This window comes from Metabacillus arenae (genome assembly GCF_014773385.1).
In the GTDB taxonomy this organism is placed as follows: Bacteria; Bacillota; Bacilli; order Bacillales; family Bacillaceae; genus Metabacillus_D; species Metabacillus_D arenae.
This window is the reverse complement of record NZ_JACXAI010000059.1, coordinates 1-16824: the sequence shown is the minus strand read 5'-3', so window position 1 is coordinate 16824 and position 16824 is coordinate 1. Positions and strand designations below refer to the sequence as shown.

14 protein-coding genes and 1 pseudogene are annotated in these 16824 nt (G+C 36.1%); 12 read left to right on the top strand and 3 right to left on the bottom strand.

Annotation, left to right across the window (positions count from 1 at the left end; genetic code table 11):
- The first annotated feature begins 819 nt into the window (after window positions 1-819).
- Both IC621_RS25350 and IC621_RS25345 read left to right on the top strand, forming a co-directional pair.
- Complete coding sequence (locus tag IC621_RS25350; RefSeq protein WP_191162741.1) at window positions 820-2409, top strand: spore germination protein; 1590 nt, start codon at window positions 820-822, stop codon at window positions 2407-2409.
- A 19-nt stretch (window positions 2410-2428) separates the two neighbouring features.
- Window positions 2429-3571 carry a Ger(x)C family spore germination protein gene (locus tag IC621_RS25345; RefSeq protein ID WP_191162739.1) on the top strand — a complete coding sequence of 381 codons (1143 nt, stop codon included), beginning with the start codon at window positions 2429-2431 and terminating at the stop codon, window positions 3569-3571.
- 121 nt (window positions 3572-3692) lie between these two features.
- Here the strand turns inward: IC621_RS25345 and IC621_RS25340 are convergent, their stop codons facing one another.
- Both IC621_RS25340 and IC621_RS25335 read right to left on the bottom strand, forming a co-directional pair.
- The gene (locus tag IC621_RS25340) at window positions 3693-4802 is read right to left on the bottom strand and encodes a GerAB/ArcD/ProY family transporter (RefSeq protein ID WP_191162737.1); all 1110 of its coding nucleotides are present in this window, start codon (window positions 4800-4802) and stop codon (window positions 3693-3695) included.
- 409 nt (window positions 4803-5211) lie between these two features.
- Complete coding sequence (locus IC621_RS25335; protein WP_191162735.1) at window positions 5212-5685, bottom strand: NUDIX domain-containing protein; 474 nt, start codon at window positions 5683-5685, stop codon at window positions 5212-5214.
- A 111-nt stretch (window positions 5686-5796) separates the two neighbouring features.
- Here IC621_RS25335 and IC621_RS26765 point away from each other — a divergent pair, with 111 nt between their 5' ends.
- The 5 genes from IC621_RS26765 (at window position 5797) to ppdK (ending at window position 11458) form a co-directional block, all read left to right on the top strand.
- Entirely contained in the window at window positions 5797-6033 is a 237-nt protein-coding gene (locus IC621_RS26765) for a 2-oxo acid dehydrogenase subunit E2 (RefSeq protein WP_191162733.1), read from the top strand.
- A 318-nt stretch (window positions 6034-6351) separates the two neighbouring features.
- Window positions 6352-6684 (top strand): bh protein, encoded by a 333-nt coding sequence (locus IC621_RS25325; RefSeq protein ID WP_191162731.1) that lies wholly within the window; start codon window positions 6352-6354, stop codon window positions 6682-6684.
- Window positions 6685-7275: 591 nt separating this feature from the next.
- Window positions 7276-7722 carry a ribose 5-phosphate isomerase B gene (gene rpiB, locus IC621_RS25320; protein ID WP_191162729.1) on the top strand — a complete coding sequence of 149 codons (447 nt, stop codon included), beginning with the start codon at window positions 7276-7278 and terminating at the stop codon, window positions 7720-7722.
- Window positions 7723-7989: 267 nt separating this feature from the next.
- Window positions 7990-8814 (top strand): pyruvate, water dikinase regulatory protein, encoded by an 825-nt coding sequence (locus IC621_RS25315; RefSeq protein WP_191162727.1) that lies wholly within the window; start codon window positions 7990-7992, stop codon window positions 8812-8814.
- On the top strand, window positions 8807-11458 hold the full coding sequence (gene ppdK / locus IC621_RS25310) for a pyruvate, phosphate dikinase (protein ID WP_191162725.1): 2652 nt from the start codon (window positions 8807-8809) through the stop codon (window positions 11456-11458). The genes IC621_RS25315 and ppdK overlap by 8 nt, the downstream gene beginning before the upstream one ends.
- A 441-nt stretch (window positions 11459-11899) precedes the next feature.
- Here the strand turns inward: ppdK and IC621_RS25305 are convergent, their stop codons facing one another.
- The gene (locus IC621_RS25305) at window positions 11900-12844 is read right to left on the bottom strand and encodes a sugar-binding transcriptional regulator (RefSeq protein WP_191162723.1); all 945 of its coding nucleotides are present in this window, start codon (window positions 12842-12844) and stop codon (window positions 11900-11902) included.
- A gap of 236 nt (window positions 12845-13080) precedes the next feature.
- Here IC621_RS25305 and IC621_RS25300 point away from each other — a divergent pair.
- The 5 genes and pseudogenes from IC621_RS25300 to IC621_RS25280 all read left to right on the top strand — a co-directional run.
- A pseudogene (locus IC621_RS25300) lies at window positions 13081-13487 on the top strand (SAF domain-containing protein); the annotation flags it as partial.
- Window positions 13488-13495: 8 nt separating this feature from the next.
- The gene (locus tag IC621_RS25295) at window positions 13496-13855 is read left to right on the top strand and encodes a PTS glucitol/sorbitol transporter subunit IIA (RefSeq protein ID WP_191162721.1); all 360 of its coding nucleotides are present in this window, start codon (window positions 13496-13498) and stop codon (window positions 13853-13855) included.
- Window positions 13856-13927: 72 nt separating this feature from the next.
- Entirely contained in the window at window positions 13928-14464 is a 537-nt protein-coding gene (gene srlA, locus IC621_RS25290; protein WP_191162719.1) for a PTS glucitol/sorbitol transporter subunit IIC, read from the top strand.
- A 22-nt stretch (window positions 14465-14486) separates the two neighbouring features.
- Window positions 14487-15503, top strand: a complete 1017-nt coding sequence (srlE, locus tag IC621_RS25285; RefSeq protein ID WP_191162717.1) for a PTS glucitol/sorbitol transporter subunit IIB — start codon at window positions 14487-14489, stop codon at window positions 15501-15503.
- A 159-nt stretch (window positions 15504-15662) separates the two neighbouring features.
- Window positions 15663-16718, top strand: coding sequence for a zinc-dependent alcohol dehydrogenase (locus IC621_RS25280; protein ID WP_191162715.1), 1056 nt, complete (start codon window positions 15663-15665; stop codon window positions 16716-16718).
- Window positions 16719-16824: the final 106 nt, after the last annotated feature.

Sequence of the window (16824 nt, the reverse complement as noted above, 5' to 3'; positions counted from 1 at the left end):
GTGCTTACTTATTTCGACAATTTGGGGAGGTACTCCTTTTTTTGCGTTTCAAAACCCTTGAGGCTCTAAGGATTCAATTTATGAAATTCATTCAATCATCTACAAATTACTAATAAGAACGAAATCTCTTACCCCATTATTATTGTTTTAATGGGGAAGAGATTTTTTTCATTAATAGAGGGAGGGATTAGAAGAAAAAATGTTAATTATAAAAAATGAACAAATTACAAAAGCGTTAGAAAAAAATACGAGACAATACTTGTTAGGTAAATTAACACGCCCGTAACATTCAGGATGTTATATTGACATTCCTCTTTTTTTATTACTGGATTATTAAGTCTAGAATACGATTAAAGGGGGCAAGATGATTGTTAATCTTATAAGGAAGGAGCATACTCGATATGAATTTCATTCCTTTACCTTGGAAAGCAGCTACAATGTTAGAGTATCCTTGGTTGTTTCCAGCATTTTTGTTTGTTTTGTCTCTATTTTTATCTATCATAACTTGGATTAGAAGTGAAAAATAAGGCTTTGGTGCAAAACATAGGGGAAAAAGAAGACTGGTTCAGTCAGTTTAGACATAATTAGACCACTATCTTAAAAAGATATATGGTTAGTATTGAAAACTGAAGCATTTAAAACTGTTTGTAAAAGTACACTTTTTAGTATTTTTCCTCTCCTGAATCTTTGGTTGACTAGTAATATAAATATCATGCGAGTGTTAATAAACAAATAAACTTAAATAACATAAATACGAATGAAAACTTCTTTTATAGGGCAATTTTAACAAAAGAATTTATTTTGCCTAAGGAGGTTGTTATGAGGAGGTTTCGCAAGTCTATAAATATCAAGTCTGCTAAACAAAAGGTTATAAAAGAAATCGAAACTAACCTTCTGCCCTCTGATATTAAGGCTGGGATATTAAGCACGGATATTGCTGTAAACGAGATGATTTTAAGAGACATTTTCAATGATTGTTCAGATATTATCTTTCGTTCGGTTCAAAATCATGAAAAAACCAAACTACTTCTCGTTTATGTTGATGGTTTAATTAACTCCCAAGTATTGGATCAAGCTGTTTTACAACCAATACTATTTCAAGGACCCCCTAAAGGACTGGGTGAGGTCCATCATTTTGGACAAATGCTGGAAGATCAATTGGTAGCTGTTGCCCAAACCAAAACTATATCGAAAGTGGAGGATGCTGTCAAAAGCGTAGTAAGTGCCAACGTAGTGATTCTCGTTGACGGGGAATGTCATGCTTTAGTGGCAGACATGAAGTCATGGGTGTCTCGGGGTGTGGAAGAGCCTTCTACGGAGCCTGTAATCCGGGGTCCAAAAGAAGGATTTACTGAAACGCTCCGTACGAACACCAGTATGTTACGAAGAAAAATGAAAAGTCCGCGGTTGAAAATAGAATCTCTTCAAATTGGTGAGATCACTCAAACCGATGTTGCGCTTGCTTATATCGAGGGAATTGTAAATGAATCGGTTTTAAACGAGGTTCGAAAGAGAGTTCAACGAATCCAGATTGATAGTGTGCTGGAATCGGGCTATATTGAAGAATTTATTGAAGATGCACCATTTTCTCCTTTCCCTACCGTTCAGTATACAGAGCGCCCAGATGTTGTGGCTTCCACTCTAGTTGAAGGGAAAGTAGCCATTCTTACCGATGGAACACCTAGTGTTCTCATCGTTCCGTATACTTTTTTTACAGGTTTACAAGCGGCGGAGGATTATTATGAACGATTTATGTACTCGACCGCTATTAGATGGGTTCGTTTTCTCCTTTTTAATGTGGCACTGTTTTTGCCTTCATTGTATGTAGCAATTACGACGTTTCACTCGGAGATGTTACCCACAAGTTTGCTCCTCAGTTTTGCGGCTGCACGCGAACCAAGTCCGTTTCCAACAGTAATTGAAGCCATTTTGATGGAGGTTGTATTTGAAGCTCTAAGGGAAGCTGGTGTTCGTCTCCCAAAAACTGTAGGCTCAGCGGTAAGTATTGTCGGCGCATTGGTTATTGGAGAATCTGCGGTTAGGGCAGGAATCATTTCAGCTCCGATTGTCATTGTTGTCGCGGGAACTGGAATCGCTTCGTTTGCGATTCCCCGCTATAATTTAGGAATTGCTTACCGTCTTCTTCGCTTTCCGCTACTCATCTTAGCAGGAACATTTGGTTTGTTCGGAATCGTTATGGGGTTTTTAGCCATTTTGTTTCACCTTGTCAGCCTTCGCTCATTTGGAATTCCGTATCTTAGTCCACTGGCTCCCTTGAATGTGGAAGAGATCAAGGACATTTTGTGGAGAGCGCCGCGATGGTTGCTTACTTTTCGCCCCAACTCCATGATGAGAAAGCAGGATCCTGTACGTATTCCAAAAGGTCAAAAACCAAGTCCCAAAAGTTAAAACAGGGAGATGTCAATAGATGAAGAAGAAACGAATCGTTTTTATGCTCTTTTCCTTGTCCCTATTGTTGATGACTGGCTGTTGGGATAGTATCGAATTAAACGATCAAGCGATTGTACTTGGAATAGGGGCAGATTTAACCGAGGATGGAAATTACCAATTAAGCGCCCAGGTTGTGCTTCCCTCCTCTATGGGAAGCTCTGAAAGCGGGGGAGGACAGGGAAAACAATTTTACGTGGCAACTGAGAAAGGAGCAACTTATTATGAGGCCTTTGAGAATCTGCAAGCAAAGATCTCCAGAAGACTCAATAGAGGTCAAAAGCAATCGGTCTATATTGGAGAACGTCTTGCAGAGCACGGAATCAGAGATATAATCGATTCATTTACTCGAGATCCAGATGCTAGAGTCATGGGTGATATCTCTGTTGTAAAAGGTCATCAGGCTTTGGATGCGTTAAAAATATCTGATCCTTTGGAATCTGCTTCCGCTTTAGCGTCTTTAAAAATACACGAGCAAAAGGACATAGCGGCAAATACCAGGCTTCTGGATTTTTTGGTGGTAAATGCAAGAGAGTCCATGAGTCCTAGTCCACCAGCATTGGGGCTAGAGCAGGACCAGAATGCATTAAAATCTGTTGGAAGTGCTATTTTAAATAAAAATTTAAAATTGGTCGGATTTCTGAATGAAGGCGAAACAAAGGACAAAATGTGGGTATTAGGAAACCTGTCTTATCAGGACATTACCGCATCCATTCCACAAGGAAAAGGCAAAATCAATTTGAGAACCACTAACTTAAAAAGTAAGATTCAACCCATGATCAATCCATATAAAGCGAAGTTTAAGATCACTCTTACCGGTGAAGGGGAAGTTAGGTTAAACAATACAAATTTCGACCTCACGAAACCAGACAAGGTGGAAATAATGGAACATGAACTAGAAAAATATTTTGAGAAACGCGTTTCTCAATTAATTAAAAAGGTGCAAAAAGAATATAAAACGGATATTTTTGGATTCGGTGATGCCATTTTTCGCAAGGATCCATCTCAATGGAAAAAGATAAAGAATGAATGGGGGAAAGAATTCTCAGAAGCTGATATTTCAGTCAAGGTAGATTTAACCATTCATCTGATCGGAATGACAGGAACATCAGAACAACATTAAGATGAAGGAAAGCAAGGTGAAAAGTAATATTCAATTGTATGACATATTGAAAGAAAAAAGTCCTTTATATGGAGGTGCCATATTTCTTGTACACTCCCCATATAAAGGACCATTCTTCCTCTCATACACTGTGGCCTCCTCCTTTTAACCACTTCTTTCTAATCCATGTTACGACCAGCAATATGCTTGGAAAAATGAAAAATAACGGAACCCATACATAAGGGGTAACAACTTCTAATGCCATGCCATAAATATGCTCTGCGATATTATCTGAAACGGACATTCCTAAATACATGACAAGGATGACAGCAGGTACGATGAGCACACGATGATTGTGCAGATGTGTCAACTGCTGAATAGCCTTTATACCTGCGAATATTTTGATATACATCTTAAAAAATGCGACTGATGTAAGGTATATAACACCAAATGGATCTAAATTGTTGAGAAAATCGGCAACATTTACTACTCCTAATAATGAGAAAAGCGGATAGATACTACGTTTGTACAAGTCTTCACCAAAAGTAGCAATCGCTAAGGTTACCGAAAGGGCCAATAAAATTCCAGAAAGGATGGAAGAGTAAATGGTGATTTTCATAATCCTCTCAGGATTTTTTACTTGCGTCCAGATCATTGCAAAAATAATCGATTCCCCGTACGTTTGAGAAATTCCTTGCGAATAAACATTCTCCCATATGGGTACCCATCCATTTTCTAATATAGGCAACAAATATTTCAAATGTATAATGTCAGAACTGAAAAGTAGGAGGACTTCTATGGAGAGCAGGATCAGGACGATAGGAACCAGAATTTCTCCTGCTCTTGCAAGGTTTTCAATCCCTAAATATAAAGCAAATACCATAACAAGCAAAAAAAGTCCGATAAACACCAAAGGAGGGGTAGTTGGTAAAAGAGTAGAGGGAATCAACTCTTTTAAATCACCTGCAACACGTCCTGCATCAAATAGAAAGATAAGCGGATACAGCCAAGAAATAGGTGTACCTAACCACTTTCCGAATTGTGCCGGGAACCATTGGACAAGAGTCAATCCAGGATTCATCTTCATTAACAAAACATATATGATCGTAATGCAAGTTCCTAAGAGACTTGAAAGGAGTACAGCAATCCAGGCGTCCCGGCCTGCACCAGCACCAAAACCAAATATAATTGTTGTTCCTATTTGATATAAGAACGTCAGTCCAAATAATTGGTAATTCGATATTTTTTCCATTTGAATTCCCTTTTTAAACCATTTTATAAGTTTTCAAAAATAATATAGGATTTAAAGGATGATAGTTAGCGATTCTATGTTTTTTTCTTTAAATATGGCATCTTCAACCTAAATACCACTTTTCCTATTTTAATAACCAGTTTGTACATTATTGTATGTATTATACTCGCTATTTATCAATTCCGCCTTCTGTCAAACATTTAGAATGTTATTTTAGTTCTATCTTCTTTCAATTACTTGATTATTACGTTTAGAATAGATCAAATAGGGCAAGATATGGCGGGCCAAACCACTCTATTTTCAGGAAATCAAACACAACGTAAAAAAACGAGGGAAGAAAACTGCTTTATTTTTCCCTCGCTTTTATTTTAAGGATTTATTGGACAGTTCCTTTATGACCTAAACATTTTTATCTAATGAAGGCTTGTTCTTCTCCAGATAGTGCATCTTCTATTCGAATTTTTTGTGTCGGATGAATAGAGATTCGATCAAGTTCTTCTATACTGATAAATTTTACTTCAATAGATTCTTCGCTCGTTACTTGTGTGCCTCCTACAATTTCACATAAAAAACAAATGGAAAATTGCTGACGAATTTCACCGTTTGTATAAGCAATGATGTGATTTGGATCACTATAGACACCACTTAACTTTTTAACAATAATATCAAATCCTGTTTCCTCTTTTACCTCTCGTATAATTGCTTCTTCTACATTTTCTCCAGGATCAACCTGTCCGCCGGGTAAGGACCATTTACGATTATCGGCTCGTTTTTGAAGAAGCAGCTTACTGTTGTCTGCAGAAAATACAATTGCTGATACTGCAGGTACAATTGAAGTCGGCTTCGGGGCAGTTTCATCATAATAATAATCTTTTCTATTCATTTTATCCTCCATTATTTTTAGTTAGAATTATACATTTTGCATTATTGAAGGACAAGCATCCTATTTTCTTTACTTCAAAGGTTGAAGATTAACTAACCTTAATGTTAAAGGGTGAGTTTTGAAAAAATTCGAAAAATAAAGAGAATCCCCTTGACCGTTTTTGTGATTGGCATTATAATAATTACAAATGTAATATATAAGAACAAATGTAAATCGGAAATTGTAATACATCCAATGATGGCAGTCAGCCTTTCCTTTGATCACCGTGCAATTGATGGTGCACCAGTAGCAGAATTTTTAACAGAACTTAAATATGTGCTAGAAAATCCATATGAATTGCTAGTTTAGGAGCTGAATAGTATGTCTGAATATTATGATATTACAGTTATTGGGGGTGGTCCCGGAGGTTATGTTTCAGCCATTCATACCTTGATGTGATAATTATCGATGAATTAACTGCTGCAGCTATTTTAGCGAGAGTGGATAAATCATTTGATTGAAAAAATTTTATTTTTTAGGTAATCCTAATTACAGATATCCTGCTTTAATCTAAATCGCATAAAATTACTTTATTTGATACAAATGTTATTTATTAAACAACTTAGTGATCCATGATTTTGTTTGCCTATTGAAAAATCAATACTGGATTTTAAGGGGAGATGGATCGTGAAAAGATCTGAGATGGAAGCTAATCTTTTTTGTATTCATTGCAATGATGAAACACCTCACATGATCATTTATATAAACAACGAAATTACAAAGATAGAATGTGAGGATTGTCGTCATATTGTTGAACTTAAAGTAGATATTATGAAAGAGTTTTATAAAGAAATTTATGAACGAGTTTCAACAAAGCCTTCTCGAATTACACAAGAATATAAAAAGGATTTAAATATGTTTTTATCAAGACTGCCAATAAGAGTTGTTAGTAAACCATATCGATTAATACGTGAGCTAAAAGAATCGAGAAAAGTAATTAGGCAATACCGAAAAAGATGATTATTCTATGTTCAGTTTTATCTATTGGGGGCTGTCCAATAAGTCGATTTTTCGGCTATTGGATGCTCCTTTACTGTTTCAGAATGCTGATATATTAACATTCTTGATTTTCTATTTTTATGAATTTGCCCTTTTCGGACAGCCCCTTTAAAAAATAAACCACCCAAGATATATAGGTAATAGATGGATTGTTTTTTTAGTTTATTATTCTCCCACTTAACCATTTTTTGATTTTTATCCGTTGCCTCAATAACCTTTTACCATTACCTGGACCTTTCTGTTTCTTTTTATATTCTCCTTCGTAGTAATTTTATTGTTGACAGCCCTTTCATTTCGTTTTAGAATGAGTTTATATATTAACAAATGTTAAATGTATTAACAAATGTTACAAAAATATCATTTTTGTTAACCATCATAAAATGTGTTAACTTTATTTTTATTATGTAATAAAGGTTATTAAAAGTTAAATTTTTGCGTAGGTTCCAAATGTCAATTGATCAACAAATTTAAGAAAGAGAAAGTACGAATGAACAAATTAAGGCAGGGGATACATGCCGTCGGTAATATAACTATAAAAAGGGAGGAAGAAAAGTGAAAGTAGCTATTGCATCTGATCATGGTGGTATAACTATTCGTAAAGTAATAACCTCCTTGATGGACGAGATGAATATTGATTATGTTGATTTGGGTTGTAAATGCAATACATCTGTTGACTATCCAGATTATGCAATTCTAGTAGCTGAGAAAGTAGCAAGTAGAGAATTTCAACGAGGTATTCTAATTTGTGGTACAGGTATTGGAATGAGCATAGCTGCAAACAAAGTAAAGGGAGTTCGCTGTGCGCTTGTGCATGATACCTTTAGTGCTAGGGCAACAAGAGAACATAATGATACAAATATATTAGCGATAGGAGAACGTGTCATTGGTGAAGGTTTAGCTCGCGATATTGCAAAAATATGGTTAACAACTCCTTTTGAAGGTGGAAGACATGCAAATCGAGTCAATAAAATTATTGCATTTGAAGAAACCCATGGATAGAGAATTACTATTCTGTGAGGAAGCTATGCAATAAACAGGTTCTTGTGGAATTCAGACAAAAGAACTTGAACGAAGAAACTCATTATGAAGCAAATACCTATTTTAGAATGTAATGAAAAATAGGTATCTAATATCCTATGTTTTTTGCTTAAGGGTTGATGAAAAGATGTGTGGTAATTTTCATAGATTACTAAATAACTTTTATTCGAAGAACTTTCTAAAATGATTAAACAAAAACTAAAACTCAAAAGAATAGGAAGATCGGATGTGAATAAGAAGGAACTAGTCTATGTAGTATCTGACTCGGTTGGCGAAACAGCTGATATGATGGTAAAAGCAGTTGCTAGTCAATTTAATGGAAAAGAAGTAAATATACAACATATTTCCTATGTAGAGGATGTTAAAGACATAAAAGATGTTATCGACATGGCGAAAAATAGTAATTCTATCATTGCATACACAATCGTTATATCGCACTTAAAGCAATATCTTGATCAGAAGTCACGAGAAGTTGGAGTTTTAGCAGTTGATTTAATGAATCCACTTATGGAAGTATTTATTCAAAAATTCAAAAAAATTCCAACTGGTGAACCAAAATTAATGAGGAAATTAGATGATGAATATTTCCGAAGAGTTGAAGCAATTGAGTTTGCGGTAAAACATGATGATGGACAAGATTCTGGGGGCATTAAACTTGCTGATATTGTCTTAGTTGGTGTTTCCCGAACATCAAAGACACCACTTTCTATATATTTAGCCCATAAAGGATTTAAGGTGGCGAATGTACCATTAGTACCAGAAATATCACCTCCTGATGATCTTTTTGAGATTCCAAAAAATAGATGTGTTGGTCTAATCATTACACCAGATAAACTGAATGAAATTCGAAGGGAACGGTTGAAAAATTTAGGATTAACCATTCAGGCGAACTATGCAAATTTAGAACGGATCCTTGAAGAATTAGATTATGCGGAGAAGATTATGAAACAAATTGGTTGTCCAATCATTAATGTTTCAAATAAAGCAATCGAAGAGACTGCTGATTTAATATTAGCCATGTTAAAAAAGAGAGGGACGTTTTATCATGAATAAATTTGTTTATATGTTTGATGAGGGCAACAGCAAAAAAAAGGAACTTTTAGGAGGTAAGGGAGCGAACCTAGCAGAAATGACCCGAATCGGTTTGCCCGTCCCTTATGGTTTTACCATTTCAACAGAGGCTTGTAATTCCTATTATGATGCAGAAAAATCTATTCCTCCAGAGATTGAATTTCAGGTATTAGAAGCACTTAAAAATCTTGAAGAAAAAACAAGTAAAAAGCTTGGAGATCCATCCAATCCACTGCTTGTTTCTGTCCGTTCCGGTGCTGTACATTCGATGCCAGGAATGATGGATACCGTTTTAAACCTTGGAATGAATGATGAAACTGTAGAGGGGATGGCAAAGCTTACTAACAATTCGCGTTTTGCATATGACTCTTACCGCAGGTTTATCCAAATGTTTAGTGATGTTGTTCTGAATGTGGATAGTTTTTATTTTGAGCAATTCTTAGAAGAAATCAGGGAAAAGAAGGGGTATCATTCAGATCCTGAAATGACTGCAGAAGATTGGAAAGAAGTGATTAAAGGATACAAAGAAATTGTTAAGAGGAATGCTAGAAGGACTTTTCCTGAGAATCCAAAGGAGCAATTATTCCTTTCCATCCGTGCTGTTTTTGATTCCTGGAATAACCAACGTGCGATAGTATACCGCCGTCTTCAAAAAATTCCTGGTCATCTTGGTACAGCAGTGAACATTCAAAGCATGGTATTTGGAAATATGGGCAACGATTCTGGTACTGGAGTGGCTTTTACTCGTAATCCATCTACAGGGGAAGCGAAGCTTTACGGTGAATATTTGATAAATGCTCAGGGAGAGGATGTTGTTGCCGGGATTCGAACCCCTCAACCAATTTCTTCTCTCCAAGAAGAAATGCCAGAAGTATATCAGCAGTTTGCCCGGACTTGCCACCTTCTTGAAAAGCATTATCAAGACATGCAGGACATTGAGTTTACTGTCGAGCGTGGGAAACTATTTATTCTGCAAACACGGACTGGAAAAAGAACAGCTCAAGCAGCCATTAGAATCGCAGTTGAATTAGTAAAAGAACAAATCATTAGTAAGCAGGAAGCCATTCTGCGTGTAGATCCTGATCAGCTTAATCAACTGCTCCATCGCCGCATTGATGATTCATATGAACGAAAACAGTTAGCGAAAGGTCTGCCAGCTTCTCCTGGGGCAGCAACAGGGCAAGTCGTATTTGATGCGGATGAAGCAGAAAGATTAGCGAAAGATGAAATAAAGGTTATTCTTGTTCGGCCCGAAACGACACCTGACGATATTCATGGTATTGTTGCGGCCGGGGCAACTGTCACTAGTCGTGGAGGAATGACAAGCCATGCAGCAGTTGTTGCACGAGGTATGGGAAAAGCGTGTATATGCGGCTGTGAATCATTAAAAATTGACTTAAAGCTAAAGCAGTTTAAAGTAGGAGATACGATCGTCAACCAAGGTGATATCATTACGATTGATGGTTCAACTGGTGAAATCATGTTAGGGGAAATTCCAATGATCGAGCCACAGCTTTCGGACGAGTTTCAATTGTTGCTTACATGGGCAGATGAGGAGAGAAAACTTGGCGTAAGAGCAAATGCTGACAATCCTGAAGATGCCAAAAAAGCTCTTGAGTTTGGAGCAGGTGGAATCGGATTATGCCGCACAGAACATATGTTTATGGATGCCAAGCGAATTCCAATTGTCCAAGATATGATCCTTGCAGAAACATATCAGGAGCGTGAAAATGCGCTAGCCAAGTTATTGCCAATGCAGCAAGAAAATTTTGAAGGAATCTTTGAAGCGATGCATGGGAATCCTGTAACGATTCGTCTATTAGATCCTCCTCTTCACGAGTTTTTGCCAGATAAAGAAGAACTTCTGGTTGAGGTGACAAAACTTCAGATAACAAATTCAAATTCTAAGGAATTACAGGATAAAGAGCAGCTATTAAGAAAAGTACGCCAATTAGATGAATTTAATCCAATGTTAGGCCACCGCGGCTGCCGGTTGGGAATGATTTTTCCAGAGATTTACGTGATGCAAGCGAAAGCAATCTTTTATGCAATTGCGAAGGTAATGGAAAAAGGACTGGTCGTAAAACCAGAAATTATGATTCCACTGGTTGGGCATGTAAATGAGTTAAAAGAAATGCGACAATTGGTGATCAATGCGGGGTTGCAAGTTGCGGAAGAAACAGAACAGGAATTTAATTACCTCATTGGTACGATGATTGAAGTACCACGAGCCGCTTTAACAGCTGACCAAATTGCCGGGGAGGCCGACTTTTTCTCGTTTGGAACAAATGATTTAACTCAAACTACTTTTGGATACAGTCGAGATGACGCAGAGGGTAAATTCCTTCAAGCTTATATTGAAAACAAAGTTCTCCCAGAAAATCCATTCGCTTCACTTGATCAAGACGGTGTAGGAAAACTTGTTGAAACAGGTGTAAAGCTTGGCAGGGAAACCAAGCCAGGGTTGAAAACAGGTATTTGCGGAGAACATGGAGGAGAAAAACATTCGATCCAATTCTGCCACGATGTAGGATTGGATTACGTAAGCTGTTCACCATACCGTGTACCTCTTGCACGCCTTGCAGCGGCTCAAGCTGCTATTAAAAATGAACAAAAAAATGCCTAAATCACGATTTCCCATTTCACGTGTGACTATGACCCCCCTGTCATACAAGAAAACATCGATTAAATTTAACTGAAATTTATGTCTGTTTATTAGCTTATCAAATAAACAGACATAGGGTTAGAATTTTAACTGAAATTTATGAGGTAAAGATAATAAATTATTGAAAAAACTATTACAGTACAAATATGGATAGTTGGCCTAACTGAAATCGACTTATTTTCAACTATCTCTTTTTTTAATTATTTTGGTCGAAGCATGTGAATGTAGGAAATTAAATTAAACTACACTTTAGTATAATAAGAAACTTAATACTCAGTGGTCTGTATCTCTTATTCCCTTAGTTGGTAGTGGGCATAAGAGTTTTTTTTACTTATCTATCTTTTAATCAAGCAATGTAGCCGATTGAATTTGAAGTTAGGTCTCATTGTTTTAACATTTTAGTTAATTATGCAATAGGTAATCCGCAATCCTTTCATCAATAATTAATGTATGAGCGTAACCTGCTTTAACGGCTGCGAGTACTGCTTCTTTTTTCTGAATTCCACTAGCTATTAAAACAATATTTGGAATATTTTTAATGTCTTCCAAACTTATCCCAATAACATGGTTATTGATCCTACAGTTGACCTCAGTCCCTTCTTGATTGAAAAATCGTGAATTAATATCACCTACAACGTTTAATGATTCAAACTCTTTTAAATCTAGATTGGTGGTATAGCCTATTCTTCTCATTAGGTTATCATTTGCATAGGGACTTGCAATTCCTAATAAGGCCATGTCAACATTTCGTCCAGCCTCTAATACTTCAGATATGGAAGGGCTTTCACAAAAGGTCTTTTTAATTAAAGTGTTTTCTGCTAAGGCTGGAGCATATAAAAAGTTGCTATGGCAGTATAATTTTTTCATTAAATCATAACAAATTTGATTTGAATGTAGTTCGATATGCATCTTACTTATTCCACCAATTAAGGGTAAAAGGGTAAGATGTTTATGATCTTCATAAGGGAATTCTCTTGCAAGTGTTTTTAATGTACTGCCCCAAGAAACACCAACAGTATTCACATTCTTTAATGCGACTTTTAAATAGGCAATAGCTTCTTTGATCACTAAGTTGAGTACTTCGTGATCTAATAGGTTGTAAGAGGGTGAGATAATGACTTTTTTCAAACGAAACTTTTCCTCTAGTTCACTTTGCATATTAACAATAGGAAAACTCTCATCTTTAATATAAAAATTAATTATGCCATAATCCTTTGCTTTTTGAAGGCTTCTAGAAATAACCGATCGTGACACATTTAATTTTTTAGCGATTTGGTCTTGAGTTAAATTTTTATAATAATAAAATATGGCTATTTTTACAATTTCCTTTCGTTCTTCCCAATCCACTAATTCCACCTCTTTGAACATTTTTGTAATTTATGATCAAAATTTTTTATAATCATTTTATCATACTTTTCAAGAAAGAAACTACTTGACTTAAAGCGCTTTCAATGATACTTTTTATCTGAAAGAGAAAATGTTCATAAGATGATCAAATGTTCTATCACTTAATTTTTGGAGGGAGTTAATTATGACTTTATATGGTAAATTACTAGTCAGAGAGAAATGTAGGTGTCGTAGGACATTTAGCAAGCCTTGAAACACCAAATACAATTGCAAAAGCAGTTTTAAATCATGAATATGGAATCGCTCCATTAGGTGCACCAGTTTCCGAAATTGTTGCAGTAACCAAAGACATTAAAGCAGGGGATAGATTAGACGATATCGGTGGTTATTGTGTAAGAGGTGTATTAGAAACTCACTCTGATATGAAAAAAGAGAATCATATTCCAATTGGATTAATCTCAGGAAATGTTGTTGCAAAACGTGATATTAAAGCGGGAACATTCTTAACAACAGATGATGTTGAATTAGATGAAGCACAACGGCTTAGAAACTTCGTAAGTTACAGGATGAAACATTTGCTACTTCAGAAAATACTCGTAAATCACTAATACTAGATTTATTTATAAAAATTGAGTGGAGGTAGAAATATTTATGATAAAAACCAAGATTACAGAAATAGGTCCAATTGTACCAGAGTTTAAGGAAGAAAATTTGTTAATCCTTTTTGGGTCAGCAGCTCCACCAGAATTAAAAGATATTTCAATCGTTCATGAGATGGAGCGTCAGCCAGATCAAGCACTTGTTGAAGGTGGAACGCTCGAAATTGGAAACAATGTTTACAGGATAGAAAAAGTAGGAGCTCTGGCTAATAAAAACTTTGAAGAATTAGGCCATCTTTCTATTTATTTTAAAGATGACACTTCAGTTGAACTTCTTCCTGGAGCGATATTGGTAACTCCTGGTGTGTATCCAACATTTGAAAAAGATGATGAAATCGTGTTTGGAAAATAATTGTTGGATTGCTAGTAAAAAAATAAATTACTTAAATTTATCTATAAATATTATATTTAGGAGGTAAAGTAGATGGATTTCTTTATAAAATTGGCTGATGGTTTTATGGGAATGTTCCAAGAAGGTGCAGAAGTTTTAATGGGATTTATCACTGGAATTATTCCTTTGCTGATCGTTCTTATCACTATTGTTAACGCCTTTATTAAAATAGTTGGAGAGGATAGAATTTTCAGTTTTATGAAAGCGATTTCTAAAATTACTATTTTTCGATATACATTAATTCCATTCTTTTCAGTTTTCTTCTTAACAAACCCTATGTGCTACACATTTGGAAAATTTCTTCCTGAAAAACAAAAACCTGCATTCTATGATTCAGCTGTATCATTTGTACATCCAATCACAGGACTATTTCCGCATGCAAATTCAGCAGAACTATTTATCTTCCTAGGAATTGCACAAGGTTTTGCGAAAGTAGGAAGTCAAAGTAGGTTAGCTCTAATGTACCTAATTGTTGGTCTAATTGTCTGTCTAGTTAGAGGAGTTGTAACTGAAAAGATTACAGACTTTCAAATGAAACGAAATGCAGTTGCTAAACGGAATGTTGCGTAGGTAATGAAGGGAGGAATGAAAGATGTCTGAATATAAAACTGTAAAAATAACAAGAGGAAATAATGGTTGGGGCGGTCCATTAATATTAAAACCAGATCAACATAAAAAGTATGTCATAAGCGTCACAGGTGGGGGTATTCATCCTGTTGCACAGAAAATTGCTGACTTAACTGGTGCTATCGCGGTTGACTCTTTTAAGGATCCAGTGGAAAAAGAAGACACATTATGCGCAGTAATTGATTGCGGTGGTACTGCACGTTGCGGAACTTATCCAAGACTTAGAATTCCGACAATTAATATTAAAGTGATGAGTCCATCTGGCCCACTTGCTAAATTCATGACTGAAGATATATTCATTTCAGGTGTAACAGTTAATGATATAACACTTACTGGGAAAGAGGCGCAACCTCTTGTAGCAGCTGCAATCCAAGAAGAGGAGAATGAAAATGCAATAAAAAATGCAGAAGCTGCTTCGTCTGAGTCTAATAGTGCTGATATTGGTAAAATAAATCCTTTTATGAAATTAATTGATGCAATTGGCCGCGGTGCAGGACAGTTTATGAATATAATGTATCAATCAGGTCGAGATACAATCGAAACAGTTATGAAAAATATTTTACCTTTCATGGCTTTCGTTGCTGCCTTAATTGGAATTATCAATTATACGGGCATTGGAGATTTCATAGCAAACGTATTAACTCCGTTAGCTGGAACTATAGCAGGTTTAGTTGTTTTAGGTTTAATTGGTGGGTTGCCATTCCTTTCTCCAATGCTAGCACCTGGAGCTGTCATTGGAGCTGTCATTGGGGTATTAATTGGAAATGAAATTGCAAGCGGAACGATTCCTGCTGCATATGCTTTACCAGCGTTATTTGCTATTAATGCTCAAGTAGGATGTGACTTTGCTCCAGTAGGTTTAACTCTTGGAGAAGCAAAGTCCGAAACCATTAGTATCGGTGTTCCAGCGATTCTTTTCTCAAGGCTTTTTACAGGACCATTAGCAGTTATTATAGCATATGGATTTTCATTCTTTTTATAAGCGATTGAGGATAATGATGAATGCTATGATTAGGCTGATTTCGAATACCGCCATAGGGAAGTGTAACAATCGGCGTATGTCGTCGATTGTCTTTCCATAGAAATAGGTAGTACAAACTTTAAAGCTAACAATGTCGCCTAAAAAAAGGAGTATATGTCCATGATTCCAACAAAATTTAAATTTGGAGTACTAACTGAAAAAGGCCATGCAGAAGTTAGAGAAAGTGAATTACATGAGCTTAAACCAGATGAACTCCTTGTAAAACAGGAAGCGTGTAATATTTGTACAACAGATTATCAACAATGGCTGGGTTTAAGGGAACATCAAGGCTACCCAATGGCAGGTGGTCATGAGGGTTCTGGAATAGTCATTGCAAAAGGCGATAAAGTTGGGAACTTTGAAATTGGTGATCGTGTAAGTATTCTTTATGACTATTGCGGAATATGTGATAACTGTAAAGCTGGCATGATAACAATCTGCCAAAATAAAAAACTATTTGGAAAAAATTATCATGATGAGTATTTTGGAATTTTTGGATTTTCCAATTATTTTATTAGAAATGCGAAAAGCTTTGTAAAGATGAACGTAGAGCTGTCTCCATCGGAAGCAGGCTTTGTTGAGCCTCTAGGTTCTGTTCTTCATGGACTGAGAAAAATTAGACTACAAGGTGGATTTGATACCGTGGTAGTTATTGGAGGAGGAACAATGGGCTTATTGAATGCAGCCGCTGCAAGAGCGATGGGTGCTAGAGTGATTGTTTCTGGAAGAGGAGAAAAAAAGTTAGAAATTGGAAGGAAAATGGGTTTTGAAATGATTGATGCGGGAAATTGTTACCCGATAATAGAAGTGAAAAAGCTAACAAATGGTCGTGGAGCAGATGCAGTTATTGTATCAGCTGGTACAACTATAGCTAATCAGCAAGCTTTAGAAATGGCTAAAGGGCAGCATGGTCGGATATTATTTTATGCGGCAGGTTTTCCTTTACCTGAATTAAATGTTGATTCTAACGTCATACATTATAAAAATTTAGAATTAATCGGAACATTTGGCTCTACTTTAGAGGATTTTAATAACGCAGGCAGGATGTTAAGCGAGAGACGTATTGATGTATCCTATTTAATAGAAGAAAAAGTACCACTATCTAATATTCAAGAAGCCTTTAAAAAGGCAAGCACGAAAGGAAATTTTAGGATTTCTGTTATGCTGCATGAGTAGTAAGCGAACCGTTTAATTTACAAATGCGTGGTCCAACTCCACCGTCTTTAGACGGTATAAGCTTTTAGCCCTCTCTATATGTGTCCATACTTGAAGTGTGAGGTGA